This is a genomic window from Nonomuraea sp. SYSU D8015 (assembly GCF_008065375.1).
In the GTDB taxonomy this organism is placed as follows: domain Bacteria; phylum Actinomycetota; class Actinomycetes; order Streptosporangiales; family Streptosporangiaceae; genus Nonomuraea.
Genome location: NZ_VJYI01000007.1, coordinates 100,976 through 125,024 on the forward strand (window position 1 = coordinate 100,976; position 24,049 = coordinate 125,024).

The window sequence follows — 24,049 nt, forward strand, 5'->3', positions numbered from 1 at the left end:
CGCGAGGGAGGCACATCATGGCGCGGGCGCCACGCTACGGGCTCGACGATCAGGACATCGACCTGACGCCCGTCATCGCGCCGGACCTTCTCGATCTGCGCGTCTCGATCGCCTCGATCGTCCACTGGGCGGACAGTCATTCGGTGCGGCTGGCTCTCATGGACGCCGTCGACTTCCCCGTGAACGATGTGCCGATGTTCCTCGTCGTCAATCAGCTCAGCTACCGGGGAGCGATGCGCCCCAGCGACCTTGCGCTGGCTTTGGGGACGGGACGGGCGAATCTCACCAAGATCGCTCATCGCCTCGACGACGCGGGCCTCATCGTGCGGGTTCGCGAACCATCGGACGAACGCAGCGTGCTGCTCGCCCTGACTCCCCGCGGACGGGAGATCGGACAGCGCATCATGGAGTACAACCAGCAAGGGCTCGAGTCGCTCCTCGCCGACTGGAGCGATGAGGACGTGAGAACGCTCAAACGCCTCCTCGCCCGCATAGCCCGCAACGCGATGTGGGATCTGCAGGCACCGAGGGGGCATGCCGAGCCGGGCCGCCGCCGCAGACCGTGACCGTGCCGCCCCGCCGCCGCGGCCTCGCTCGACCGGAGGGTGAGAAGAGCGGCGGCGGTCCTAGACCGTCACCGAGGCCGCGGCGCGCCGTCCACCGAGCGGTGCCGCGTCCTCCGCGCGCCGCGCCTCGCCCAGCCGGCCGGCCTGCACCCAGTACCAGCCGAGTGAGCCGGTGAGCCGCGCGGCCAGGCGCGCGTCGCCCAGGCTCATGGCGGCCTGCAGCGCGCCACGCAGGTTGGCGGTCTCGGCGTCCAGCCGCCGGAACCAGCGATGCCGGGCTGGTCCGCTCTTGTAAGTCTCGGCGCACTCGGCGAGCTGGGTGTAGTAGGTGGCGTACCAGCGCAGGACGCGGTCGTGCTCGCCGGCCTCGCGCAGCCGTTCCAGCCCGTAGGCCGCCACGGACTCCAGGAGCCGGTACCTGTCGCCCGACCGCACGACCAGGGACCGATCCACCAGGCGCGCCAGCAGGTCGGCCACGTCGGCCGGCTCGATGTCCGCCCCGGTGGCGGCAGCCTGCGTCTCGGCGGCCGGCTCGATGTCCGCTGCGGTGGCGGCAGCCTGCCCGTCGGCGTCGTCCGGCGGACCACCCGGGATGGGCAGGGGCACGACGCAGACCCGTTCGGCGGCTTCCAGCGTGCAGCCGCCCACCTGGACGGCCAGGCGGCGGAGCACGACACGTTCCGGCTCGGTCAGCAGCTCCCAGCTCCAGTCGATCGCCGCCCTGAGGGTCCGCTGGTGCGCGGGGCCGGCCCGCCGCCCGGCCGACAGCAGGCGGAAGCGGTCGTCGAGCCGCTCGGCCAGGGCGCGCACGCCCAGCGAACGTACCCGGGCCGCGGCCAGCTCCAGCGCCAGCGGGATGCCGTCGAGGCGGCGGCAGATCACCTCGACGGCGTCGGCGTCCGCGGCCGTCATCGCGAAGCCCGGCTGCGCGTCAGCGGCGCGGACGGCGAACAGCCGGGTCGCGGCGCCGGCGTCCAGCGGCGGCACCTCCCGCACGACCTCGCCGGTGACGCCGAGCGGCTCCCGGCTGGTGGCGATGACGCGGGGCTCGGGGCCGACGCGCAGCAGCAGCTCGGCGAGCTTGGCCACCGGCTCGACGACGTGCTCGCAGTTGTCGAGGACCAGCAGCGCCCTGCGCGTGCCGAAGGCCGAGGCGATCCGCTCCTCCGGGTCGCCTGCCCCGCCGTCGTCGCGCAGGCCGAGCGCCGCCGCGACGGCCTCGGCCACGTCCGACACCGGCCCGGCGGGCACGGACGACAGCTCCACCAGGTGCACGCCGTCGGGAAAGTCGCCGGCCAGCCGGCGGGCGGCCTCCAGCGCGAGGCGGCTCTTGCCCACGCCGGCCGTGCCGGTGAGCGTCACGAGCCGCGCTGTCCGCGGCAGGGCGACCAGCTCAGGCAGGTCCTCGTCCCTGCCCACGAGGTCGGTGAGCGGCTCGGGGAGGCGGGCGGGCGTGGGCGCCGGAGGGCTCGGCGGGCGGCGCAGGTCGGGACGCTGCTCCAGGATCGCCTGGTGCAGCGCGACCAGTTCAGGGCCGGGGTCGAGGCCCAGCTCGTCACGCATGCGGTCGCGGAGGGCCCGGTAGACCTCGAGCGCCTCGGCCTGCCGTCCGGATCGGTAGAGGGCGCGCATGAGCAGGCCGTGGAAGCGTTCCCTCGTCGGGTGCTGCGCGGCCAGCTCGGCCAGCTCCCCGACCTGCGAGGCGTCCTGGCCCAGCGCCAGCCGTACGTCGGCGTAGTCCTCGAGGGCGGCCAGTCGCTGCTCCTCCAGCCGGGCCGCGGCCCGGCGCACGAGCGACTCGCCGGGGATCCCGGCGAGCTCGGCGAAGTCGGAGAAGGCCGGACCGCGCCACCACGACAGGGCTTCGGCCAGCAGCGCGGCTCTCTCCCGAGGGTCGTCGGCGGCCCGGGCACGGTCGGCGGCCTCCTGGAAGCGGCGCGCGTCGGTGTCGCCATCCACCAGGTAGCCGGGCGTCCGGGTGACGACCAGCTCCCTGGCTCCCGGCTCTGCCTCATCGAGCGTCCGGCGCAGCTGCGACACCTTGGCGCGGAGCGCCCCCAGCGGATTGACCGGCAGCTCCGGCCCCCACAGGCTCTCGATCAGCCGCTCGGCCGGCACGATGTGCCCGTTGTGGGCGAGGAGGCAGGCCAGGAGCGCCCGCACTTTGAGCTCGGGCACGCGTACGGCGCGGCCGTCGTCGGCGGTCACCTCGAGCGGCCCGAGTACGGCGAAGCGCATGAACTCACCCTAAGCAGATCCGAATCGGACCGGAACGTCCGCCCTCCAAGCTGATCACATGACGACTACGACGACCACTACCCGAGCCGGGGGGCGCGCGTGGCTCGGACTGTCCGTGCTCGCCCTGGCCACGCTGCTGCTCGCCGTGGACAACACGGTGCTGGTGCTCGCGCTGCCTCATTTGGCCGCGGACCTGAGCCCCAGCGCGACCGAGCTGCTGTGGATCACCGACGTGTACGGGTTCATGATCGCCGGATTCATGATCACCATGGGCTCGCTCGGCGACCGGATCGGCCGGCGAAGGCTGCTGTTGATCGGCGCGACCGCGTTCGCCGCCGCCTCTGTCGTGGCCGCCTACTCCACCACGACCACGATGCTGATCGCCGCCCGCGTGCTGCTGGGCGTGGCCGGCGCCGCGATGGGCCCGTCTGCGCTCGCGCTGGTGGCGGGGCTGTTCGCCGACGCCAGGCAGCGTGCCATGGCCATCGGCGTGTTCACCGCCTGCTTCATGGGCGGGGCGGCGGCCGGGCCGGTGATCGGCGGGTTCCTGCTGGAGAACTTCTGGTGGGGGTCGGTCTTCCTGATGGGGGTGCCGATCATGGCCCTCGTCGTGGTGGGCGGCCTGGCCCTGCTGCCGGAGACCGCGGCGGAGGGCGCCGGCCGGCTCGATCCGGCCAGCGTCGCGATGTCGATGGCCGCGATCCTGCCGGTCGTCTACGGCCTGAAGGAGCTGGCCGACGACCCGCGGCAGGTGGCGGCGTACGCGGCGCTCGTCGTCGGCCTGGTGTTCTGCGTGGCGTTCGTGCGACGGCAGCGCCGGCTGGCGGAGCCGTTGGTGGACCTGCGCCTGTTCGCCAACCGCTCGTTCAGCGCGGCCCTGCTGATCCTGGCGCTCGCCATGGTGGTGCAGGGCGGGGTCTATCTGTTCGTGAGCCAGCACCTCCAGCTCGTCGAACGGCTCTCGCCGCTGGTCGCCGGCCTGTGGATGGCGGTTCCCGCTCTGGCTCTGGTGGGGGGTTCCCTCGCCGCCCCGGTCATCGCCGGCGCGTTCCGGCCCGGCCTGGTCGTCGGGGTGGGGCTGATCGTGTCGGCGGCCGGGTTCGCCCTGGTCCTGGCGGGCGACGGCCTCGGCATGCTGGTCACGGGCGTCACCATCGCCTTCCTCGGCATGGCGCCGGTGGGGGCGCTGGGACTCGACCTCATCGTCGGGTCGGCGCCGCCGGAGCGGTCCGGGTCGGCGTCCGCGCTGGCGGAGTGCGGCGGCGAGCTCGGTGTCGCGCTCGGCATCGCGCTGCTCGGCAGCGTCGGCAACGCCGTCTACGGCGGCCTGGTCACCTCGCCGCGAGCGGGCGACTCGCTCAGCGAGGCGCTCGACGCCGCCGCCGGCCTGCCGCCGGGCCCTGCCGCGGCGCTCGTGGGGGAGGCGCAGGCCGCCTTCGGACAGAGCCTGCTCGTCGTCACGGCCGTGAGCGCGGTGCTCGTGCTCGGCCTGGCCGCAATCTCCATGACGCTGCTGCGGCACTTGCGCCCGATCGGCCAGGAGAAGCGATGAGGGGCAGGGGACGTCGGCCCGTGCGGCGTTCGCGGCGGTGCACGAGATCCCTCTAGCATTTCGCAGGTGACCGCCTACGACGATCCCGACGCGTTCGAGTATCTGGACTTCTCGGCCCTGCCGCAGCGCCAGCAGCGGATCCTGGCCGCGATCCGCGACTGGGTGGTCAAATACGGCTACCCTCCCAGCACACGCGAGCTCGGCCGAGCGGTCGGGCTGCGGTCGTCCTCGTCGGTGTCGAAGCACCTGAGGAGCCTGGAGGAGAAGGGGTTCCTCCGCCGGGGCGCGACGATGAGCCGGCCGATCGACGTGCGCCTGTTCCTGCGGGCCTCGGCTCCGGAACCGGCCGACGACCTGGTGACCGTGCCCGTGGTCGGAGACATCGCCGCGGGCACCCCCATTCCGGCCGACGAGCACGTGGACGGCGCGCTGACCCTGCCCCGAGACCTCACCGGACGTGGCACCGTGTTCGGCCTCCGGGTACGCGGGGATTCGATGATCGACGCCGCGATCTGCGACGGCGACATCGTCGTGGTGCGGCAGCAGCCGGAGGCGTACTCGGGTCAGATCGTCGCCGCGATGATCGACGGCGAGGCCACCGTCAAGGTGTACCGCCGACGTAACGGGCATGTCTATCTCGAACCGCGTAATCCCGCGTATGACGTCATCGATGGCGACGGCGCCGTGGTGCTGGGCATCGTGGTCTCGGTCCTGCGCAGCATCTGAGCACCCCGGCCGTCCGCTCGTCTAGGCACGCGCCGGCGACGCGGCCTGTTGCCGTCCGCGCACGAGGTGCTCGTGCAGGGCGCGGGCAGTGCGTACGAAGCCGCTCGGCCCCTTCCGGGCCGCCACCTCGGCGACCGCCGGGACGGTGTCGCGCGCCCCCCGCCCAGCGGGCGGCGTCGATCGCGAAGGCGAGCGCCTGGGTGTGCCCGAGTTGCCACCCGTACTCCACCGCGGGCATGCAGCCGGCGGCGGCCGCGCCCAGGAGCAGCCCGGCTGCGCTCGGGCTTGGCCGTCGCTCCAGACGCCCCGGCTCCGGACGCGTTCCGCGATCGCCTTCGGAGGTGATGGCCCTGCGCACGCCCGGCCAGACCCGGCTCTTGGGGGGTGAGTGGTCATGCCGCACACCGTAGAGATCGGCTCCGACAGAACCGGAGCGCCGGCTGTCGCCGCGCACACGAGCAAAAGGATCAAAACCCTCTCGGCGGCAGGCACCGGATCTACCGTGAAAGTACCGATCTAAGGACTCGCGGGGGGATGGTCTTGTGACGGTCTCAACAGTTGTGGCGGTCGGCTTCGTGATCGCGTTCACGTGGATCCTCGTGTGGATGGTGTGGTCACTGATCAACGGTCAGGCTTCCATGCGGAGGGGATCCGGCAACCCCGGCATCCCGTTCGGCAGCGGTTCGGGGGGAAGCGGTTCGGGGGGATCTGGTGACAGTGGCTGCGGCGGCGGCTTTTCGGGCGGTGACGGGGGTGGAGGCGGAGGCGACTGACGACCACCCCGTCTCCGGGTGCCAGGATGCGGGCGGGGCGGCCGTCCGCAGGCGCTCAATCCCGGGCGTGCCGGCGCTCGGCGAGGTGGCCCCACGCTGATACGGCAGCGATGGCGACGACGAGCAACACGGCGCTTCCGGCGATGTCGAGCACGTAATGGTTCCCCGTGATGAGCACGACCGCCGCCATGCCCAGCGGGAAGATCCACGACAGCGACGCCGAGCGCGGATGGGAGGTCCGCAGCGCGGACCACACGGCATACGCGCACCACGACGACCATCCCACGTGCATGCTGGGCATCGCCGAATACAGGTTCTGGCCGCTGCCGATCTCTCGTGAGGCGTGGCCGCCCAGGGTGTCGTGCTCGGCGATGATGTCGACGACGCCCGGCAGGGCGAACCGAGGGGGCGACATGGGCAGCGCCCAGTAAACGGGCAGCACGAGGAGGGCCATCGCGACGAGCGTCCGGCGGACCTTGACGTAGACGTCGGCGTGCCGGACGAAGACCCACACCAGCACACCGATGATGACGACGTAGTACAGGCGGTAGTAGTACACCGCCGGCTGGATCAGGGCAGGGTGCTCGGTCAGCCACTGGTTCGCCTTCAGCGCGATGTCCAGGTGGAGGGCGTGCTCCATGGATTGCAGGGTCAGCGCGTTGGCGGTGGCGGCCGCGACGTCCTTCCCGGCGGCGGCATGAAGCCGTGAGAAGAGCACGATCACGAGGAGCAGACCGGCCACTTCGACGAGCGGCGCGGGGCGCCCACCCGCCCTCCCGGCAAGTGCGGCTGACCGGACACGCGCGACCAGGCGCGATAATCGGCCGCCGGCCACCTCATGCGGGCTCACACGGGTCACGCTAACTCACACCGCTTGGCACGCGCGAAAACGCATCGGCATCACCGAGGTCTCAGCGAAATGATCTCACCGATGCTGCCACGCTCGACGTCCCGCGCCACATCGTCGAGTTCCTCTCCCGTCTCCCGGCCAGGCATCGCCGCCGCTTGCGGACCCCGCGCGGGTCTCGGGCGCCGGCCCCGTTCCGGCAGGCCGTCCTGGTGCTGCCCTGGCTCAGGGAGCACGGCTGCGTCCACTGTCCGGCCCGCGATACCGGCATCTCGCAGGCCACCGGCTACCGCTACCTGCACGAGGGCATCGACGTCCTCGCCGACCAGGCCCCTGCCCGCACGAGATCCTGACGCACTGCCAGGCGTCCGGGATGACGCACGTGGTCCTCGACGGGCAAGGCGGCCGCCAAGGGCCTTTCCACCCTCGTGGACAAGTGCTACATCGGCGCCGGCGTCCACGTCCCCGTCCGCAGCCCCCCGCGGCCGCTCCGAGCAGGCGACATCGCCCGCGCCGCCCTCGTCCTCGACGGCCAGTGGAAATGATCTCCGTTGAGGAAACCCCTCACCATCATCGGCGGCCGCGGACGGAAGCGCACCACGCGGACGGGTATCGGTGAGTTCGCCGCGATCGGCGCCACCCGGGTGCGTGCGGCCATGCGAGCAGGTCGGCGTGGGCGTCTGGGACAGGAGCAGGATCACGGACGCCCGCGCTCCCGTCGTCCGTGCAAGGACGCGGACGTACGCGGCCTGGCGTTGCCCTGCTGTGGCCTGCCCTCGTGGCGGCACGGCGGAGCGATCCGTTGCTGTGAGTTCGCTGGGAATCGGATCATGCCCGTTCTCAGGCCCGGCGAAGTGATCTGGCCTGTTTACAGACAGTCACATCAACCGTTTGTCGGCGAGACGGGTTTCCTGTGGTGGGTCTTCACAGCTTGGCTGCCTTGTCGTGGCCATTCGGCGGTGTGTTCGAAAGCCTGCGCCCGTCACGCTGTGTGGTTCTTGACGGTATGTGACGATCTGTGGCCTGATGTGGGTGTTTGTTCTGGGATCTTTTAGATCCGCCTTATCGCTGTATGTGGAGTGAGTCCATGCCGCCTTGCCTCCAGACGCCTTGGGTCGATCACGCAGCGTCGATGTGGCAATCACGCATGGTTGCACAGCAGAACTGGAGATGGATGAAATGAAGCGAATATCAGCCGTATTGGCCGTCGGCCTGCTGGTGTCCGGCCTCGTAGCCGCGCCGGCCGAAGCTTCCAGCGTGACGACGGCCCCTCTGGCCGATACTCAGGCGACCGCTGTCGAGGTGGCGGAGTTCTGGCTCGGCGATGGCGGCGCCAACCTGAGAAACGCCACTCCGTACAACGTCCAGACCGCCGTCGACAAGGTCTTTCCCCGCAGCGGCATCCCCATGGACACCAAGCCCGGTGTTGTCCCGCCGTCGCCCCCGTCCACCTCTGACGCAGCGGACGACAATAAGCCCGTCACCTCGGGCAAGGTATTCTTCGTCGGCGCCGACGGACAGCCGCACTGGTGCACGGGCAGCGCTGTGCAGTCGCAATACCGCAACCTCGTGGCGACCGCAGGGCACTGCGTGTACGACACCCAGCGCGCTGACGCCACCCTGGACAAGTGGGTGTTCGTTCCCGGCTACACCGGCGGCACGGCTCCGTGGGGTCTTTACGTCGGAAAACTGGTTTTCGGTCATTACGACTTCCGCGCGTACAACGACTACGACCGCGACTACGCCTTCGTCACCGTTTACAGTGGCGTCGTCCCCTCCGCCTCGGGTGGATTGACCGACTTCGGAAGGCTGGTCGACAACGTCGGCGGACAGGGCCTGGCCTGGAGCCAGCCGCTGGACTCCGCAGTCGACGTCTTCGGCTACCCGGCCGGCACTCATCCCGACGGCAAGGGGCATTACACAGGTGAGACCATCGAATCATCCAGCGGTCGCACGGCGGGCGCGATGGTCCCCATCTTGAAGGCCGAGGAATTCATCGCCGTCGATTCCCCGTTCACCGGTGAAGGTTCCCTCGGCTCCTCCTGGTTGTCGCGCTATGACAACAGCAGCCGCATGGGATACCTCAACGGCATCACCATCAGCGTCGCCGACACCGATGGCAATCTGCGGTACGACACGAGCCTGTCTCCATACTTCGATGGCGAACTGGCAGCGGTTTACGGTGCCGCCAAAGCGTCGTGGAGTGGCTCGCTCCTGCCCGGATAACCGGATCAGGCATCCGCCCCTTCGGGAGGGATGCCACGATCCCGCGAACCGGTCACGATGGGCGCGTCGCTGACTGCCGACCGCGGCTGACGACGGGCGTGCGCAGTGTGCCGAGCCGGTCGATCTCGACCTCCACCACGTCGCCCGGCTGCAGCAGCCACGGCGGGGTTCGGACGTAGCCGACCCCGTCAGGGGTGCCGGTGGCGATGACGTCACCGGGATTGAGCGTGAGGGTGCGGCTGATCAGGCAGAGCACGTCGCCGACGCCGAAGATCATGTCGCGGGTGTTGCCGTCCTGCACGATCGTGCCGTTGACGCGGGTCTGGACGCGCAGCCCGTCGCGCAGGTCGCCGACCTCGTCGGCGGTGACGATCGGGCCCAGGGGCCCGCTGCGGTCGCCGTTCTTGCCGAGCGTCCACTGCGTGGTGAGCTTCTGGGCGCGGCGGGCGGTCAGGTCGTTGAAGGTGGAGTAGCCGAGCACGGCCGACAGCGCCGTGCCGGGGTCTACATCGGCCAGGGGCTCGGCGACGTACGCGGCGACCTCGCCCTCCCAGTCGAGCCCCGCCTCGCCGGACGGCACGGGCACGGGCACGTCCCCGACGCTGAGGGAGGCCGTCCAGCGGCCGAACAGGGTCGGGTGGTCCGGCACCTCGAACGAGCCTTCGGCGGCGTGGGCGCGATAGTTGAGGCCGACGCAGATCACCCGCGCCGACGGGGGCACCGGCGGCGCGAAGCGCACCTCCTCCACGGAGACGCCGGCGCCTGTCAGCTCGGCGGCCTTGGCCGTCCAGCCGCGGGCGTCGGCCCAGAAGCGGGCCACGTCGGTCACGATCTGGACGGTGTCGCCGTCCAGGCGCGCGACGTGGACCGTGTCGTCTCCGGCCGGCCGCACTCCGGCGAGCTTCACGCCTTTTCCTCCGTCCAGTTCACCGAGACCAGCCTCAGGTCGAAGGCGATCTCCTCGAAGGGGCCGTCGATCTCCCATTGCTCGCTGCCGGTGTCGTGGGCGACGGGGTGGCAGATCAGTTCGTCCTTGACCGCGAAGGCGGCGTCAGAGCCGAGGTAGGGATCGCCGGCCAGGAACACGTGGGTCGTCAGGGGCCGGTAGCCGTCCGCGGTGACCCGGTAGTGCAGGTGCGCCGGGCGCATCGGATGGCGGCCGATCGCGTGCAGCAGCCTGCCGCCGGTTCCGTCGGTCGGGACGGGGTAGCTGCTGGGCCGGATGGTGCGGAACCAGTAGCGGCCGTCGGCGTCGGTGGTGAACAGGCCGCGCAGGTTACCGCGGTCCTGGCTGTCGTCCTGTGTGTCGTACAGGCCGGTGTCGTCGGCCTGCCACAGGTCCACCACGGCGCCGGCCAGCGGGGTGCCGTCGCAGTCGAGGACGCGGCCGTGCACGACCGTCGGCACGCCGCGCTCCCGTTCGGGGCCGGAGCTGATCCAGGCGCCGAGCTCGCGTGCGGGCGTGGGGGAGTGGAAGGGGCCTTCCACCGAGGACGGCGTCATGTTGTCGGGGCCGGCGTGGTTGACGTCGTCCACGGCACTGGTGAGGCCGAGCATGTCGGACAGCAGGATGAACTCGTTCCGGTCAGGTGTGCACATCTTGCCGGTCTCGATCAGGAAGTCCAGCCCGGCGAGCCACTCGCGCTCGGTCGGGCGCACCTCTTCGACGAAGGCGTGCAGGTGGGTGACCAGGGCGGAGACGAGCTCGTTGAGCCGGGGGTCCGGCCCGTCGACCTGGCTGAGCACCTGGCGCAGCAGCGGCGTCATGAGACCTCCTTCGTCGGCGGTCAGGGCAGGCGATCGGGGCGGTCGGAGCGCGGTCATGGCGTGTCGGCGGTCTCTTCCAATGCGTCGTCGAAGTCGTAGGCGTAGATCCAGCCGTTCGCCACCAAGGGGTCCGCGTCGGCGAAGGACTTGTCGCGGGCCTGTTGCTCCGGCCCGTCGGGCAGGTGGTTGACGAACGCCCGGGCGTGACTGACCTCCTGCAACCGGCTGGTGCGGGGGATGCGCACCCTCTCGTAACGCTGGAGGGCCGCGGCGGGATCGCCCAGGTCGTCGGCGAGACAGCGGGCGAGCACGGCGGCGTCCTCGATGGCCTGAGCCGCCCCCTGCCCGAAGAAGGGGAACATCGGGTGCGCCGCGTCGCCGAGGAGGGTCACCGGGCCCCTGCTCCATCGCCGCAGCGGCGCGCGATCCAGCAGGGCCCACCGTCCGGGTGTCCCACCCGCCCGGATGAGCTCGGTCAGCCGCGGATCCCAGCCTTCGAACTCGGCCAGGAACTCCTCCACCGTCGCGGTCGCGGTCCAGGACTCGACGGCATCGTCCCTGGCCGGGGCGAACGCGACGAGGTTCACGAACCGCCCGGCCGAGACGGGGTAGTGCACCAGATGGTGGTCGGGCCCGATCCACAGGGTCTGGGCCTTGCGCCGGGCGAAGGCCGGGGCACGCTCGGCCGGCACGAGGGCGCGGAAGGCGCAGATGCCGGAGTAGGTGGCCGGCGAGGACCCGGCGATCGTGCTGCGCACGACGGAGTGGATGCCGTCTGCTCCGATCACGACGTCGGGCTCGGCGATCTCGCCGTCGGCGAAGCGCAGCACGGGCGGGCCGTCGTCGCGGATGGTGAGGCCGACGCATCGTTTGCCCAGGCGGACGTTGCTGTCGGGGACGGCTGATCGCAGTACGTCCAGGAGGTCGGCGCGGTGCGCGGTGTAGGTGTGCTCGCCGTACAGCTGTTCGCAGGCCGAGGCGAGATCCTCGGCGGACAGCACCGTGCCGTCCTGCCAGCGGCGGAACTCCCAGCCGATCTCGAGCCGTACGGCACGGTGCAGGAAGTCGTCGAGGACGCCGAGCCGGCGCAGCAGCCGGGCCACGTTCGGCGCCACCACCAATCCCGCACCCACCTCCCGCAGCACCGGGGCTTGTTCGTAGACGGTGGCGGAGATGCCGGCGCGCCGGAGGAAGGCGCAGGTCGCGAGTCCGCCGATCCCGCCTCCCAGGATCGCGATGCGTGGGTTCTCCGCCCCTGCGCCGGCCATCCCGCTCCGCTTCTGACGTGGTGGTCACCGCGCCCGTTGGCGCGCCCGATGGCGTCATGGTGCCCGACTGCGATGCCGGAGCGGGTGGGTGTGTTCATTCAATGAACATGCCTGTTAGGGTGCCACTACCCGAGGAGCGAGGAGGTCCCGCAGGGCATGCCGCGAACGCGTGAGCCGGGCAGAACGGTGAGCTCCCGCCTCCTGGAGATCCTCTTCGCCTTCCAGCCCGGCCATCCCGACCTGAGCCTGGCCGATCTGGTGCGCATGACCGGCATTCCGCACCCCACCGTGCGTCGTCTGGCCATGGAGCTGGTCGCGGCGGGCGCCCTGGAGCGCCGCAAGGACGGGCGGTTCACGGTCGGCCTCCGGTTGTGGCAGCTCGGGACGCTGGCACCGCTGACCGAGTCCTTGCGGAGCCTGGCCCAGCCGTTCATGGAGGATCTGCACAGCGCGCTTCGCCAGCATGTGCAACTCGCCGTCCTCGAGGGAAACGAGGCAGTGATCATCGAGCGGCTCTCCGCCCCGCACGCCGTGTGCCTGGTGTCGCAGGTCGGCGGGCGGCTGCCGCTGCATTGTTCCGGCGTGGGGAAGGTGCTGCTCAGCCATGGCGGTCCGGAGCTGATCGAGAGCGTCCTGAACGGCGGGCTTCGTCGCTACACCCCGCGGACGGTGGTCGATCCGGCGCGGTTGCGCCACGAGATCGCGGCGTGCCGCCGGAGCGGAGTCGCCGGCGTTCGTGGGGAGCTGACCGAGGGAGCCGACTCGGTGGCCACGCGCATCGTCGACGGCGACGGCCGTGTCGTCGCGGCCCTGTCGGTGGTGCTCCGGGCGGGCTCGGTCAAGCATCAGGCCGCACTGCCGTCGGTCCTGGCGAGCGGCTTGGGGATCTCGCGGCGGCTCGGCTGGCGGCCCGGCGTCCGGGTCCGCGAGCCCACCCTCCGGAATTGATGACCTGGTCCCGGCGACGAAACGGCACGTCAGGAAGATGGGCTACCCGCCGAGGCGGAGATCGAGCACCCGCAGGGCCGAGGGGTCGTGCCGCTGGAGGTTTGCTGGTACATGACCGACAGGACACGCTCTGCGGCCAGGCGCGCGTAGTCGACGACGACCTCGCCGAAGGCGTTCAGCCCCGCCCCGTCGAAGAGCACGCTCCAGTCGGCCCAGCCCGAAGCGGCGCTCGCCGCCGCCACGCGCCCGAACGGCAGCACCACGTACGCGTTGTCGGAGGTGTCGAAGACCAGGCGGGAACGGCCCGTGGAATTCAGCGCGACCGGGATCTCCCGCTTGTGCCAGCCGCCGGCGGCGTCCCGGCGGACGTGGAAGGCCCGGCCGTACGAGCGGCGCTGGGCGGCGTAGGAGGAGACGCACTGCGTGAAGCGCCCGGGGACGTAGCTGATGACGACGTGCGGACGCCCGGCGGAGTCGACGGCCTGGCTCTCCTGGTTCATCAACCCGTGGTCCACCGTGAGCGGATCGACGACCAGGCCCGGCGAGGCGACCGACACCAGGGCCCCGCCCGTCGTGCCCACCTGGGCGCCCGCGCCGTTGCGCCAGGTGCGTCCCTGGTCGTCGCTGTCGATGTAGCAGGTGTCGTGGTTGGCGAGCCCTCCCGGGTTGCACAGCACGGCGGTGTTGCCCTCGCGCCAGGTGAAGGCCACGTGCAGGCGGTTGCCGCGGTACGTCAGGCCGTGGACGTACATGTTGCGGGTCGTGGTTGGTGACGCCGTTGTGGGTGTACGAGCCGGTGGCCGCCGACCACTTGCCGAGTCTTGTCCAGCCGTTCGGGGTGTAGTCCGCCAGCTCGTTCGTGCCGTTGCCCGAGCCGCCGGTGCGGTAGAAGAGCTGCAGCCGCCCCGACGGCGCCACGACGAACTGCGGATACGTGATGGCGCCCAGGGACGTCCCGTCGAGGCTCCGCTGCACCGCCCCGAACCGGCTCGCCGACCACGCGCCCGTCCCCGTCACCAGCCCCGGCTCCGACTTGGTGTAGTAGACGGTGCTGTTGTGGGTGTCCATGGCCACGTGCAGGCGGCCGTCGGCGGGCGAGACGCCCAGGCAGATGACGTTGTGGGAGTCGTTGACGCTCAGCCGGTGCGGCAGCGTGATCGCCTGCCAGGCGCCGCCCGGCAGGGCCCGGCGCGCGATCCGCACGTCCCGCGTCGCGGTGTACCAGGCGGCGTATTGGTGCCCGGCATGCGTCACGATGCCGTTGAGCTGGAACGACTCGACGTTGACCAGCCCGTCGTAGGAGACGAAGTACAGCGCCGCCGGGTCGAGCAGGGTGTCACCGAGCCGGCTCACCGCGGGACCATCCGGGTTCCGCTGATCATGAGAGGTCCGGGACTGCCGGCGGGCAAGCACGTCAAGACGATGGCGGCCAACATCGACCTGGCGCCGACGATCCTCGACGCCGCCAGCGCGACCGCCAGCGTCACCCTCGACGGCCGTTCGCTGCTGCCGATCGCCCGCGGCGCCGCCACCATCCCGCGCGCCATCGTGATCGAGACCGGCCCCAAGACGACCGGCAACCCCTGGTACGTCGGCCTGCGGACGCCGCGCTGGAAATACGTCGAGCGCTCGACGGGCGAGCTGGAGCTCTACGACCTCCAAAGCGACCCCCACGAGCTGACCAGCGTGCACGCCGACCCGCGCTACGACGCCACGCGGCAGGCCCTCGCCGATCGCCTGGCACGCCTGCGGACCTGCGCGGGCGCCGACTGCCGCGCATGGGCCCCGGTGCCCGGCCCCAGACCCTGAGCCCTCCGCGCGGCGCCGACCCCGGCCGTGCTCTCACGAGGCATGGGGGTACGAGTGGATGGAGCACAGGCGTGACCGCCGCTCGACCTTGATGCATCTACGCCGGAGGAGTCGGATCATGGCACCAACGGACCCGGCCGCCGAGCCGCGGGCCCATCGGTCGATGGCGGCGGCGGCGCTGATCGGGGCGGCGGTGATGGCGGCGATCGATGAGATCGTCTTCCACCAGCTGCTGGGCTGGCACCACTTCTACGATCGCTCGACCCCGGCGGTGGGGCTGCTGTCGGACGGGCTCCTGCACACGGCCGAGTTGCTGGCCTTGGTGGCCGGGTTCGTGATGTGGGCAGATCTGCGCCGTCGCCGGGCACTGGCCGCCGGGCACGCCTGGGCCGGGCTGTTCCTGGGCATGGGCGGCTTCCAGCTCTTCGACGGCCTGGTCGACCACAAGGTGCTGCGTGTGCACCAGATCCGCTACGGGGTCGATCTGCTGCCGTACGACCTGGTCTGGAACGGGGCCGCGCTGCTGCTCGTGGCGGTCGGTGCGGCGCTGGCCCTCCGGGCCCGCCGCGGCGCCCGGCGTGCGGAGCGGAAAGGCGCCCGGCGTGCGGAGCGGAAAGACGCCCGGCGTGCGGAGCGGAAAGACGCGCGATGACGGCCGCCCATGGAGCCGCACCTGCGGCCGTCGCCGCGCTGCTGATGGTCGCCGTCTATCTGACGGCCGCGCGCCGCCTGCGCCATCGGGGCGATGCCTGGCCGCAGGCGCGGGACGCCTCGTTCGCCGCCGGGGGCATCGCGCTGGCGGCCGCGATCGCCGTGCCGCCGCCGGCGGCGCCGTTCACGGGGCACATGGCCCAGCACCTGGTGGCCGGCATGGTCGCCCCGCTGCTCCTGGTCCTGGCCCGGCCGCTCACGCTGGCGCTGCGCGTGCTGCGGCCCGGGCGGGTGCGGCGCGCCCTGCTCGTGGTGGCCCACTCGCGTTATGCGGTGTGGGTGACGTTCCCGCCGGCGGCGGCGCTGTTCGACGTCGGCGGGTTGTGGCTGCTGTACCGCACGCCGCTGTTCGCGGCCACCCACCACCTGGCGTGGCTCCATGTCGTCGTGCACCTGCACGTCCTGGCGGCCGGGACGCTGCTGGCCTTCGCGGTGTGCGCCCTGGACCCGCCGCGCAGGCGCTGGAGCCTGCGCTGGCGGGCCGGCGCCCTGCTGGCCGCCGGCGCCGCCCACGCGGTGCTGGCCAAGACGCTGTACGCGGCGCCTCCGCCCGGCACGACGTTCGCCACGGCAGATCTGCGGGCCGGCGCCCAGCTGATGTATTACGGCGGCGATCTGGTCGAGCTGGCCCTGGCCGTCACGCTCGCCGTGCAGTGGTACGCGGCCACGGGCCGGGCTCTGGCGGCGGACCGCCGCCGCAACTCTGTCACCCGCGCTGTCCGCGGCTAGACATGCCGTCGGGTCAGCCTCGCTTGCCCATGGCCTGACGGATCACGTCGCGGGCCCGGTCCATCATGGCGAGGGGGGTGCCCATGAGCACGTTCTTGATCGCCGATTCGGTGCCCGGGTGCGGGTGGGTGGGGGCCATCGCCTCGGCGGCCTTGACGCCGACGGCCATGCCGCGGCGCTCGATCTCGGTGGTCTGCGCGCGTAGCCGGGTGAATTCGTAGCGTTCCTCGCTGCGGGCGTGGGCTTCGACGGCGGCGCGCAGCATGGCGAGGTTCTGGGCGAAGTCGGGGGCATCCGGGCCGGCCTGATCCATACGCTGCAGGAGCTGCTTGGCCTCGTTCTCCTCCGTCAGGCGGTCCTCGACGACGCCGTCGCCGCCCTCGATCTTGCCGCGGGCATAGGGGTGGACGATCTCTTCCTCGGCGGTCTCGTGCACGGCCAGGAGCCGTACCAGCCGGGTGAACGCCTCGCCGCGCTGATCGGGGGGCGCCTGCTCGACCTCGTCGAACATGTCCCTGATCATCGCGTGCTGCGCGAGCAGCAGATCGATGACATCGCTCTCGCCCATCGTCTCGGGCATCGTCTTCTGACCGACCATGATCGCTCTCCTCTCGAATACGGCCCCTGCCTACCCTCGGACTCGCTGGTCACGCCTGGGCTTACCAAGTCCGGGGACTCCGGCGGCGAGACGAGGGGATTGTCCTCGAGGTCCCCGGGTAGGCCCGCTGTCGGCTGTCGTCGCCTCGCTCCGCCGGCCCTTCAGGAGGGTGCGCTGGGGGTGTATCGGGCGGCTGAGCCCAAGAGCGCAAGGGCACGAGCCCGCGTAGTCGAGCAGCGCGAAGGAGCGCAAGACACATGACTTTCAATCCGTTGCAGGAACGGGGCATCCCGCTGGACAAGCAGCTGCGCAACTGGCGCGAGCTGAACGTCACGCCCATCGACCCCGACCACGCCGACCCGTACACCCGGTGCCGGATCATCACGATGAACGGCATCGAGAGCGAGGCGATCTTCTTCAGCCACCACCTCTCCCGCCACTGCCCCGACATCGAGCTCAAGCAGCAGCTGGCCCGGGTGCGCTACATCGAGGCCCAGCAACAGAGGGTGGTCAACTGGCTGCTACCAGGCCTCGCCTCGGTGCTGGAGACCACCATCGCCTACGAGCAGGTCGCCGTGGACCTGACCTCCTGGGTGGCCCGCATGGAGCCCGACCCCTACCTGCGGCAGGCTTATGAGTTCGGCGTGCTGGAGGACTTCGACCACCTCTACCGGTACGCGAACCTGTACGAGATGATCGAGCACCGCAAGGCCGAGAAGATCGTGGACAACCTGACCGAGGTCATGCCCGGTCGGCCCACGATCCGCCACCACCGCGACCCCCGCGACAACGTGCGTGAGCCGTACGACCGGAACAGCACCGTCCCGATCTCCAAGCTGCACGCGCTGACGATCATGTCGGCCGAGCAGCAGACCATGAACTTCTACATGAACGTCGGCCCGACATACATGGAGCCGATCGCGCGCCAGCTCTACCAGGAGATCGGGCTGATCGAGGAGGAGCACGTCACCCACTACGAGTCGCTGGTCGACCCGGGCGAGAGCTGGTGGGAGATGCTGCTCAACCACGAGTACAACGAGTGCTACCTGTACCACTCGTTCATGCAGACCGAGTCCGATCCGAAGGTGAAGAGCATCTGGGAGCTGCACCTCAACATGGAGCTGGAGCACCTGCGGCTGGCAGCCGAGCTGTTCAAGAAGCACGACGGGCGTGACCCGGAGCAGGTGTGCGCGCCGGAGCTGCCGGCTCCGGTGACGTTCGAGCCGAACAAGGGGTTCATCCGCGACCTGATCGCCACCCAGATCGACTACACCACTCTCGGGACGGGCTACGTGCAGGAGGCCCACGAGCGGTTCGAGAAGATGCAGGAAGCGCTCATGGGCGGGGAGAAGCCGCCGTCCGAGCGCGTCATCGACGAAAACCGCGACAAGTCGGGCCGCGAATACCGGCTGGAGACCGAGGGTCCTCACCCGGTGGGAAGCCTGCAACTCCAGCGCTGACCGGCCGACGCCACAAAACGTCGGAGAGCGAACTCACCGGTGAGGCCACCCGACGCGATGCGCGGGCGGAGCACGGCGGTTTCACCGGTGAACCCCCGGGCAGATCGGAGCCCATGCTTCTACGGGATGAGACGCTTTTCCTGCTGCTCGAAGGCTACGGCTGGCTGCCCGCTCTACGGCGGCGCAGCTCGGGCCAGGTCGCGCAGACGAGGCTGATGGGCCGGCGTGCCGTGGGAATGTGCGGACCGGAGGCGGCGCGGTTCTTCTACGACGAGGACCACATCCGCCGCCATACGGCGATTCCCGAGCCCGTCCTGAGCACGTTACTGGGGCACGGAGCCGTGCACACCCTGGACGGCGACCACCACCGCGTACGCAAGGCGATGTTCATGTCGCTGTTGACCGGTCCGGGTGTCGCCTCTCTGGTGACGCACACCAGCGCATGCTGGGACGAGGCGGTCGACGCGTGGACCCTCGAGCGGCAGGTCGTGCTTTTCGACGAGGCCGCCAAGGTCCTGACCCGGGGAGTGTGCCGATGGGCGGGCATACCCCTGGACGAGTCCGAGGTGCCGGCTCTGGCAGCCGGCCTCACGGCCACGGTCGACGGGTTCGGCAGCGGCGGGCCCCGGCACTGGCGGGCGCGGCTGGCCCGCATCCGCCGCGAGGCGTGGCTGGGCGACCTCGTCCAGCAGGTACGTGACGGCACCGCCACGGCGGCGACGGGCTCGGCCCTCGATGTGGTCGCAGGCCACCGTGACGCCGACGGCAAGCTGCTCGACCCGCGTCTGGCGGCGGTGGAACTGCTCAACGTCATCCGCCCGACCGTGGCCGTGAGCTGGTTCGTGACGTTCGCGGCTCATGCGCTGCACCGCTGGCCCGAGCACCGCGCCGCGTTGCTCAGCGGGGATCCGTCCTTCGCCGAGGCGTTCGCGCACGAGGTCCGCCGCTTCTACCCGTTCGCGCCCTTCGTCGCGGGCAGGGCGGTCCGCGAGCTGTCCTGGGCGGGGGAGAGCATCCCCGCGGGCTCTCTGGTACTGCTCGACGTCTACGGGCAGAACCACGACCCCGGCCTGTGGGACGAGCCCTACACCTTCGACCCGCAGCGGTTCGTCGGCCGCCAGATGGGCGAGTACGACTTGATCCCGCAGGGTGGCGGGGATCCGGCCACCGGCCACCGGTGCCCGGGAGAAGACATCACGATCGCACTGCTGCAGACGCTGGCGGTACGGCTCGCCCGGTTGGACTACGACGTGCCGCAACAGGACCTGACCATCTCCCTCCGGCGGATCCCCGCCCGCCCGGCGAGCGGGTTCGTGATGGCCGTCCCCAGCCCCGCGACCACGCGACAGCCGGCATCGGCGCGGCGTGCGGGCACCGGACTCTGATCCGAACCGCGGCCTGCTGAGGTCCTCGCTTCCAGCAGCGACCCACCAGGACGCCGGCGTCCGCGGGCTCGGCGACCTCCAGTGTGGCGCGGAAGGTGGTCCCACCGTGCGGCATGTACAGGTTCACCTGCTGATTCCGGCGGTCATGCCGTCGACGATGCGGCGGCCCAGCCAGATGTAGAGCACGATCATGGGGTAGACCAGGATCACGATGCCCGCGAACATGCCGCCCCAGTCGGAGCTGTACTGCATGCTGCTGTACAGCCCGAGGAGCGCGGCGGGCAGGTTGCGTTCCTCGGGAAGCGGGGCGATCAGCAGGGCGAGCAGGGTCTCGTTCCACAGGCCCATGACGTTGAGCACGAACACCGTGGTCAGGCCCGGCCTGGCCACGGGCATGATGACCTGGACGAACGCGCGGAGCGGGCCGGCGCCGTCGATCTCGGCCGCCTCCTCGATCTCGTGCGGCAGCGAGCGCATGTACCCGGTGAGCACGAACACCGCGAAGGGGACCGACAGCGCCACCTGGAAGACCAGCAAGGTGATGCGGTTGTCCCACCAGCCGGTGACCCAGTCCTCCATGAAGGTGTAGACCGACAGTTTGATCACCACGATCGGCACCAGGATCGTCTGAATCGGGATGCTCAGCCCTATCGCGAAGTAGTTGACGGCGGGGCCGGCGACGCGCCGGCTCGAGCGTGCCAGCACATACGCGGCGGGGGCCGACACCGCCACGATCAACACGGATCCGAACAGGGTCAGCACCACGCTGTTCATGGCCGCGGCGGAGAACTCCGCCGCCTGCCACGCCGAGCTGAAGTTGTCCCAGCGCGGGGTCTCCGGCAGGGCGAACGGATTCAGCCACACCTCGCCCGATTCCTTCAGCGACTGGATGCCCACCCACGCGATCAGGGCGAGGTTGAAGGCGACCCAGGCCCACAACGCGACGGCCGTGGCCCTGGGCAGCAGGATGTCCCCGATCAGACGTCTCATGAAAGCTCCACTCGATCACGCCGGGTGATGCGCCGGGTCAGCACGATCAGTACGGCCGTCACGAGGAGCGTCATCACGCCCATGGCCGCCGCGCTTCCGAGATCCGGCAGGCCGGCGCCCTTCACCACGATGAACTGCTGCACCGCGATCGTGCGGGCGGGGATCGGCGGTGCGGCAGCGGTTCCCGCGGTGGTGAAGGCCAGCACGATGTCGAAGATCTTCAGGCTGCCGACCACCCAGAGGACGGCGGAGACGGCGAAGACGTCCCAGGTCAACGGCAGCGTGATGTGCCGGAACTGCTCCCATTTGGTGGCCCCGATGAGCTGGGCGTCCTCGTACACGTGCGCCGGGATGGCGTCGGCCGCCGACATCATCAGCGCGACGTAGAAGCCGGTGCTCGACCAGACCAGGCCGCCCACGATGCAGCGGAACACCATCTCGGGGCCGAGCCAGGGCTGCGGGTCCAGGCCGGACCACTCGAGCACGGTGTTGACCGCGCCCTCGGGGTTGAGCAGGAAGCCCACCGCCGCGCCGATCGCGATGATCGAGATGACCATCGGCAGGAAGACGACGGCCCGGATGAAGGCCCGCCCCTTGAGCTGCCTGAGCACGACCATCGAGAGGAAGGTGAAGCCGAAGATCAGCGCGCCGCCGACGATCGCCATCACGAAGGTGTTGGTGAAGGCCGTGGCGAAGACCTCGTTGTGCAGCAGCGCCACGTAGTTGTCCAGCCCGCGCCAGGCCATTTCCGAGCCGGGTCCCGACCATCTGGTGAAGCTCACCCAGATCCCGAACAGCGAGGGCGCGACGAACAGCAGCGTGTAGACCAGGAGGGCGGGTAGCAGGAAGGGCCAGAAGGCCCGTTCATAGGTTTTCATCCGGTCGCCAGGTGCTGGGCCGTCCGCTTCTTGCCCTCCCGGACGAACGCGGTCGCGTCGATCTTGCCGGAGAGGAGCCTGTCGTTCAGGGGCAGGAACATGTCGCCCCACCAGGTCTTGTCTGCGCCCGCGTAGTCGTAGCTCAGGTGCGTCTCCTTGGCCTCCAGCACCGCCTTCTGCACGTCCGCCATGTGTGCGGGCGCGGGCACGTCACCGCGCGAGGAGATGTTCAGCGCCACGGTGGAGAACTGCTCCATGTACTTCTTCTGCAGCGCGAAAGCCAGGAACTTCTTGGCCGTGGCGACGTTCTTGCCCTTGGCGTTGACGGCCCAGCCGAGGGTGCCCACCTCGATGGACCTCTTGCCGCCCGCGGGCATCTGGAACGAGGCGACCTTGAAGCCGGGAGCCAGCTGGGGCTGGACCTCGCTGGCCAGCCAGGTGCCGTTGATGTTGAGGTCGTACTTGCCCTGCGCCCAGGCGTTCTGCGCGGCGGGGAACTTGGTCGCCATGAAGTCGCGCTGGAAGTAGCCGCCCTTGGCGAGCTGCTCGACCTTCTCGGCCGTGTCGAGCACCTGGGGCTTGTCCCAGTTGGCCGGGTCCTTGGCCAGCTCGGCGAGGCTCCCCGCGCCGTTGGCGCCCACCAGCAGACTGTAGAACCAGAAGACGTTGTAGAAGGCGATCGTGCCGTCCTGGCCGATCGGGGTGCGGCCGGCCTTCTTGGACTCGTCGAGGAAGGCGATGAACTCCTCCCAGGTCTGCGGGTTCAGCCCGGGATGCTCGGCCGCGTTGTACCAGACGGCGGTGGAGATGATCGTGTGCGGAACATACGCCAGGCCGTTCTTGCCGGAGGAGGCCCGCCGTACCGGCTCGGGGAGCACCTCCTTGACCGTCTTCCCCTCGCCGGGGATCTGGGTGTTCTCCAGGTCGTCCATCGGGCCGATCAGTTGCTGCGCGGTCAGGGTGTCGATGTCGCCGGTGGTGGTGTCGAACAGGTCGGGGCCCTGGCCGGAGGCCATCTCGGCGTTGAGGTTCTCGTTGCCGGTGCGGCCGACGAACTTCACGTCGACCTTGGTGCCCGTCTCCTTGGCGAAGTCGTCGAAGATCGTCTTGATGATCTTCGCTTGGGGTTCCGCCGCACCCCAGGACGAGCGGTAGGACAGCGACTGCTGGGCGGATTCGCCGCTGTTCTTCTTGCCGCAGGCGGCCAGGCCGAGGGCGCCGATCAGGAGGACAACCGTCAATTTACGCATGGTGGGGGGCCTTTCCTAACGAGACGACGGTTCGGGTGTGCCGGGCCTGTTCAGCGGCCCATACCACCCGGTGCGTGGCGAGGCTGGCTTGTGCGTCGGTCGGGACCAGGGCGGGATCGTTGTCGCGGACGGCGGCGACGAACGCCTTCATCAGCGCCCCATCGCCCCCTCCGTGCCCGGAGGCGGCCGAGGCGTCCGCTCCGGCGAGGGCGTCGACCACCGACACCTCATTGGTGAGGAAGTCGTGGACGCGCAGCGTCTCGCCGTCGCACTCGATCGAGCCGCGCGTGCCGAAGATCCTGGTCTTCCTGTGCTCGAGCGCGCCGAACGCGGTCATGGTGCAGGTGGCGCTCGTGCCGTCGGCGAACTCCATGATCACCACCTGGCTGTCGACCACGTCGTTGTCGCAGGCGTAGACGCATCGGCCGTACGGGCCCTCGCGCAGGGCCGTGAGCACGCCCTCCTCGGTGAAGTCGCGGGTGATCGCGCCGAGCGGCCAGACGTGCCGGTTAGGATCGGCGAGGCACTCCATGTACAACCGCCTGGCCGAATAGGGGCAGGTGGGCTCTATCGAGCAGTCCAGGCATCGGTCGGCAGCCCCCGCGGGCCTGCTCTCCTTGGTGAAGTGGACGAGCTTGCCGAAGGAGGAGACCCGCTCGGGCACCTCGCCCTTGATGTGCACGATCCAGTCGAGATCATGGCACGCCTTGGCGAGTAGCATCGGGGCCGACTCGGCCTCGTTCCGCCAGTTCCCCCGCACGAAGGAGTGTGCCTGGTGCCACCAGCCGACCTGCTCCAGGTGCTGGATGTTCATGATCTGGCCGATCCTGCCCTCGTCCAGGAGTTCCTTGAGCCTGGTGGTGTAGGGCGCGTAGCGCAGCACATGGCAGACCGCCAGGATCACGCCGCTGCGGTCGGCGGCCGCGGCGATGGCCGCGGCGTCCTCCTCCGTCGGCGCCATCGGCTTCTCCAGCAGGATGTGGTAACCCAGGTCGGCCGCGCGTACGGCGGGCTGGAGGTGCAGGCGGTCCTGCGTGGCCACGATCACCGCGTCGGCCAGGCGCTCGCCGGCCAGCAGGTCCCGCCAGTCGGCGAAGGCGCGTTCGGCCGGGATGCCGTGCTCGGCCGCGAAGTCCGCCCGCCTGCCCTGGTCAGGCTCGGCGACGGCCACGACCTCGGCCAACCCGCCTTCGCGTGCCAGCCTGGCGTAGCCGGTGCCGCGCAGGCCCGCTCCAATGACGGCAAGTGTGACCATCCGCATCCCCTATGAGTTGCACATACTAATGAAGGATGTTTTTATTTCTGCGGCACAGGATCTGTCAAGGGGG

Annotated in this window: 21 protein-coding genes and 1 pseudogene; 11 read left to right on the forward strand and 11 right to left on the reverse strand. The window is 70.4% G+C overall.

Annotated features, from left to right (window positions below; genetic code table 11):
- The first annotated feature begins 17 nt into the window (after positions 1–17).
- Positions 18–566 carry a MarR family winged helix-turn-helix transcriptional regulator gene (locus ID574_RS28430; protein WP_188192043.1) on the forward strand — a complete coding sequence of 183 codons (549 nt, stop codon included), beginning with the start codon at positions 18–20 and terminating at the stop codon, positions 564–566.
- Positions 567–626: 60 nt separating this feature from the next.
- On the opposite strand, the gene ID574_RS28435 is transcribed toward ID574_RS28430, so the two are convergent.
- Positions 627–2,804, reverse strand: coding sequence for an AfsR/SARP family transcriptional regulator (locus ID574_RS28435; protein WP_188192044.1), 2,178 nt, complete (start codon positions 2,802–2,804; stop codon positions 627–629).
- A 58-nt stretch (positions 2,805–2,862) separates the two neighbouring features.
- Here ID574_RS28435 and ID574_RS28440 point away from each other — a divergent pair, with 58 nt between their 5' ends.
- Both ID574_RS28440 and lexA read left to right on the forward strand, forming a co-directional pair.
- Complete coding sequence (locus tag ID574_RS28440) at positions 2,863–4,356, forward strand: MFS transporter (protein WP_188192045.1); 1,494 nt, start codon at positions 2,863–2,865, stop codon at positions 4,354–4,356.
- Between the two features lie 66 nt (positions 4,357–4,422).
- On the forward strand, positions 4,423–5,082 hold the full coding sequence (gene lexA, locus ID574_RS28445; RefSeq protein WP_188192046.1) for a transcriptional repressor LexA: 660 nt from the start codon (positions 4,423–4,425) through the stop codon (positions 5,080–5,082).
- A gap of 828 nt (positions 5,083–5,910) precedes the next feature.
- Here lexA and ID574_RS28450 read toward each other — a convergent pair.
- Positions 5,911–6,597 (reverse strand): phosphatase PAP2 family protein, encoded by a 687-nt coding sequence (locus tag ID574_RS28450; RefSeq protein WP_223167159.1) that lies wholly within the window; start codon positions 6,595–6,597, stop codon positions 5,911–5,913.
- A gap of 263 nt (positions 6,598–6,860) precedes the next feature.
- Here ID574_RS28450 and ID574_RS28455 point away from each other — a divergent pair, with 263 nt between their 5' ends.
- On the forward strand, positions 6,861–7,055 hold the full coding sequence (locus tag ID574_RS28455; RefSeq protein WP_188192047.1) for a hypothetical protein: 195 nt from the start codon (positions 6,861–6,863) through the stop codon (positions 7,053–7,055).
- An 817-nt stretch (positions 7,056–7,872) separates the two neighbouring features.
- On the forward strand, positions 7,873–8,928 hold the full coding sequence (locus ID574_RS28460; protein ID WP_336245552.1) for a trypsin-like serine peptidase: 1,056 nt from the start codon (positions 7,873–7,875) through the stop codon (positions 8,926–8,928).
- Positions 8,929–8,980: 52 nt separating this feature from the next.
- Here the strand turns inward: ID574_RS28460 and ID574_RS28465 are convergent, their stop codons facing one another.
- The 3 genes from ID574_RS28465 to ID574_RS28475 are packed head-to-tail and all read right to left on the reverse strand — an operon-like array spanning position 8,981 to position 11,963.
- Positions 8,981–9,835, reverse strand: a complete 855-nt coding sequence (locus ID574_RS28465) for a fumarylacetoacetate hydrolase family protein (protein ID WP_223167160.1) — start codon at positions 9,833–9,835, stop codon at positions 8,981–8,983.
- The gene (locus tag ID574_RS28470; RefSeq protein ID WP_188192049.1) at positions 9,832–10,695 is read right to left on the reverse strand and encodes a dioxygenase family protein; all 864 of its coding nucleotides are present in this window, start codon (positions 10,693–10,695) and stop codon (positions 9,832–9,834) included. The genes ID574_RS28465 and ID574_RS28470 overlap by 4 nt, the downstream gene beginning before the upstream one ends.
- 53 nt (positions 10,696–10,748) lie before the next feature.
- Positions 10,749–11,963: an FAD-dependent monooxygenase gene (locus tag ID574_RS28475; protein WP_188192050.1), complete on the reverse strand. Its 1,215-nt coding sequence runs from the start codon at positions 11,961–11,963 to the stop codon at positions 10,749–10,751.
- A gap of 156 nt (positions 11,964–12,119) precedes the next feature.
- On the opposite strand from ID574_RS28475, the gene ID574_RS28480 reads away from it, so the two are divergent.
- Complete coding sequence (locus ID574_RS28480; RefSeq protein ID WP_188192051.1) at positions 12,120–12,911, forward strand: IclR family transcriptional regulator; 792 nt, start codon at positions 12,120–12,122, stop codon at positions 12,909–12,911.
- Positions 12,912–12,940: 29 nt separating this feature from the next.
- Here the strand turns inward: ID574_RS28480 and ID574_RS28485 are convergent.
- A pseudogene (locus ID574_RS28485) lies at positions 12,941–14,264 on the reverse strand (BNR repeat-containing protein).
- On the opposite strand from ID574_RS28485, the gene ID574_RS60190 reads away from it, so the two are divergent.
- The 3 genes from ID574_RS60190 to ID574_RS28500 all read left to right on the forward strand — a co-directional run bounded on the left by ID574_RS60190 (position 14,157) and on the right by ID574_RS28500 (position 16,160).
- Positions 14,157–14,720, forward strand: a complete 564-nt coding sequence (locus ID574_RS60190; protein WP_336245553.1) for a sulfatase/phosphatase domain-containing protein — start codon at positions 14,157–14,159, stop codon at positions 14,718–14,720. The pseudogene ID574_RS28485 and the gene ID574_RS60190 sit on opposite strands and share 108 nt — an antisense overlap.
- A 118-nt stretch (positions 14,721–14,838) precedes the next feature.
- A complete protein-coding gene (locus ID574_RS28495) occupies positions 14,839–15,372 on the forward strand; it encodes a DUF2243 domain-containing protein (protein WP_188192053.1) in 534 nt (177 codons plus the stop codon).
- On the forward strand, positions 15,369–16,160 hold the full coding sequence (locus tag ID574_RS28500) for a cytochrome c oxidase assembly protein (protein WP_188192054.1): 792 nt from the start codon (positions 15,369–15,371) through the stop codon (positions 16,158–16,160). The genes ID574_RS28495 and ID574_RS28500 overlap by 4 nt, the downstream gene beginning before the upstream one ends.
- A gap of 13 nt (positions 16,161–16,173) precedes the next feature.
- On the opposite strand, the gene ID574_RS28505 is transcribed toward ID574_RS28500, so the two are convergent.
- On the reverse strand, positions 16,174–16,758 hold the full coding sequence (locus tag ID574_RS28505; protein ID WP_223167162.1) for a hemerythrin domain-containing protein: 585 nt from the start codon (positions 16,756–16,758) through the stop codon (positions 16,174–16,176).
- A 257-nt stretch (positions 16,759–17,015) separates the two neighbouring features.
- Here ID574_RS28505 and ID574_RS28510 point away from each other — a divergent pair, with 257 nt between their 5' ends.
- A complete protein-coding gene (locus tag ID574_RS28510; RefSeq protein WP_188192055.1) occupies positions 17,016–18,218 on the forward strand; it encodes a hypothetical protein in 1,203 nt (400 codons plus the stop codon).
- Positions 18,219–18,331: 113 nt separating this feature from the next.
- Positions 18,332–19,603 carry a cytochrome P450 gene (locus ID574_RS28515; RefSeq protein WP_188192056.1) on the forward strand — a complete coding sequence of 424 codons (1,272 nt, stop codon included), beginning with the start codon at positions 18,332–18,334 and terminating at the stop codon, positions 19,601–19,603.
- A gap of 123 nt (positions 19,604–19,726) precedes the next feature.
- On the opposite strand, the gene ID574_RS28520 is transcribed toward ID574_RS28515, so the two are convergent.
- From ID574_RS28520 to ID574_RS28535, 4 genes are read right to left on the reverse strand one after another with little or no spacing between them, the layout of a single operon-like run.
- Positions 19,727–20,593, reverse strand: a complete 867-nt coding sequence (locus ID574_RS28520) for a carbohydrate ABC transporter permease (RefSeq protein ID WP_188192057.1) — start codon at positions 20,591–20,593, stop codon at positions 19,727–19,729.
- Positions 20,590–21,471, reverse strand: coding sequence for a carbohydrate ABC transporter permease (locus ID574_RS28525; RefSeq protein ID WP_188192058.1), 882 nt, complete (start codon positions 21,469–21,471; stop codon positions 20,590–20,592). The genes ID574_RS28520 and ID574_RS28525 overlap by 4 nt, the downstream gene beginning before the upstream one ends.
- Positions 21,468–22,712: an ABC transporter substrate-binding protein gene (locus ID574_RS28530; RefSeq protein WP_188192059.1), complete on the reverse strand. Its 1,245-nt coding sequence runs from the start codon at positions 22,710–22,712 to the stop codon at positions 21,468–21,470. Before ID574_RS28530 ends, ID574_RS28525 begins: the two co-directional genes overlap by 4 nt.
- Before the next feature lies 1 nt (position 22,713).
- Positions 22,714–23,976, reverse strand: coding sequence for a Gfo/Idh/MocA family protein (locus ID574_RS28535; protein WP_336245554.1), 1,263 nt, complete (start codon positions 23,974–23,976; stop codon positions 22,714–22,716).
- Between the last annotated feature and the right edge of the window lie 73 nt (positions 23,977–24,049).

Coding starts and splice junctions, on each gene's coding strand:
- ID574_RS28430 (WP_188192043.1), top strand. CDS start 18: ATGGCGCGGGCGCCACGCTACGGGCTCGACGATCAGGACATCGACCTG.
- ID574_RS28435 (WP_188192044.1), bottom strand. CDS start 2,804: ATGCGCTTCGCCGTACTCGGGCCGCTCGAGGTGACCGCCGACGACGGC.
- ID574_RS28440 (WP_188192045.1), top strand. CDS start 2,863: ATGACGACTACGACGACCACTACCCGAGCCGGGGGGCGCGCGTGGCTC.
- ID574_RS28460 (WP_336245552.1), top strand. CDS start 7,873: ATGGATGAAATGAAGCGAATATCAGCCGTATTGGCCGTCGGCCTGCTG.
- ID574_RS28470 (WP_188192049.1), bottom strand. CDS start 10,695: ATGACGCCGCTGCTGCGCCAGGTGCTCAGCCAGGTCGACGGGCCGGAC.
- ID574_RS28475 (WP_188192050.1), bottom strand. CDS start 11,963: ATGGCCGGCGCAGGGGCGGAGAACCCACGCATCGCGATCCTGGGAGGC.
- ID574_RS28480 (WP_188192051.1), top strand. CDS start 12,120: ATGCCGCGAACGCGTGAGCCGGGCAGAACGGTGAGCTCCCGCCTCCTG.
- ID574_RS60190 (WP_336245553.1), top strand. CDS start 14,157: ATGCGTCACGATGCCGTTGAGCTGGAACGACTCGACGTTGACCAGCCC.
- ID574_RS28495 (WP_188192053.1), top strand. CDS start 14,839: ATGGCACCAACGGACCCGGCCGCCGAGCCGCGGGCCCATCGGTCGATG.
- ID574_RS28500 (WP_188192054.1), top strand. CDS start 15,369: ATGACGGCCGCCCATGGAGCCGCACCTGCGGCCGTCGCCGCGCTGCTG.
- ID574_RS28505 (WP_223167162.1), bottom strand. CDS start 16,758: ATGGTCGGTCAGAAGACGATGCCCGAGACGATGGGCGAGAGCGATGTC.
- ID574_RS28510 (WP_188192055.1), top strand. CDS start 17,016: ATGACTTTCAATCCGTTGCAGGAACGGGGCATCCCGCTGGACAAGCAG.
- ID574_RS28515 (WP_188192056.1), top strand. CDS start 18,332: ATGCTTCTACGGGATGAGACGCTTTTCCTGCTGCTCGAAGGCTACGGC.
- ID574_RS28520 (WP_188192057.1), bottom strand. CDS start 20,593: ATGAGACGTCTGATCGGGGACATCCTGCTGCCCAGGGCCACGGCCGTC.
- ID574_RS28525 (WP_188192058.1), bottom strand. CDS start 21,471: ATGAAAACCTATGAACGGGCCTTCTGGCCCTTCCTGCTACCCGCCCTC.
- ID574_RS28535 (WP_336245554.1), bottom strand. CDS start 23,976: ATGGTCACACTTGCCGTCATTGGAGCGGGCCTGCGCGGCACCGGCTAC.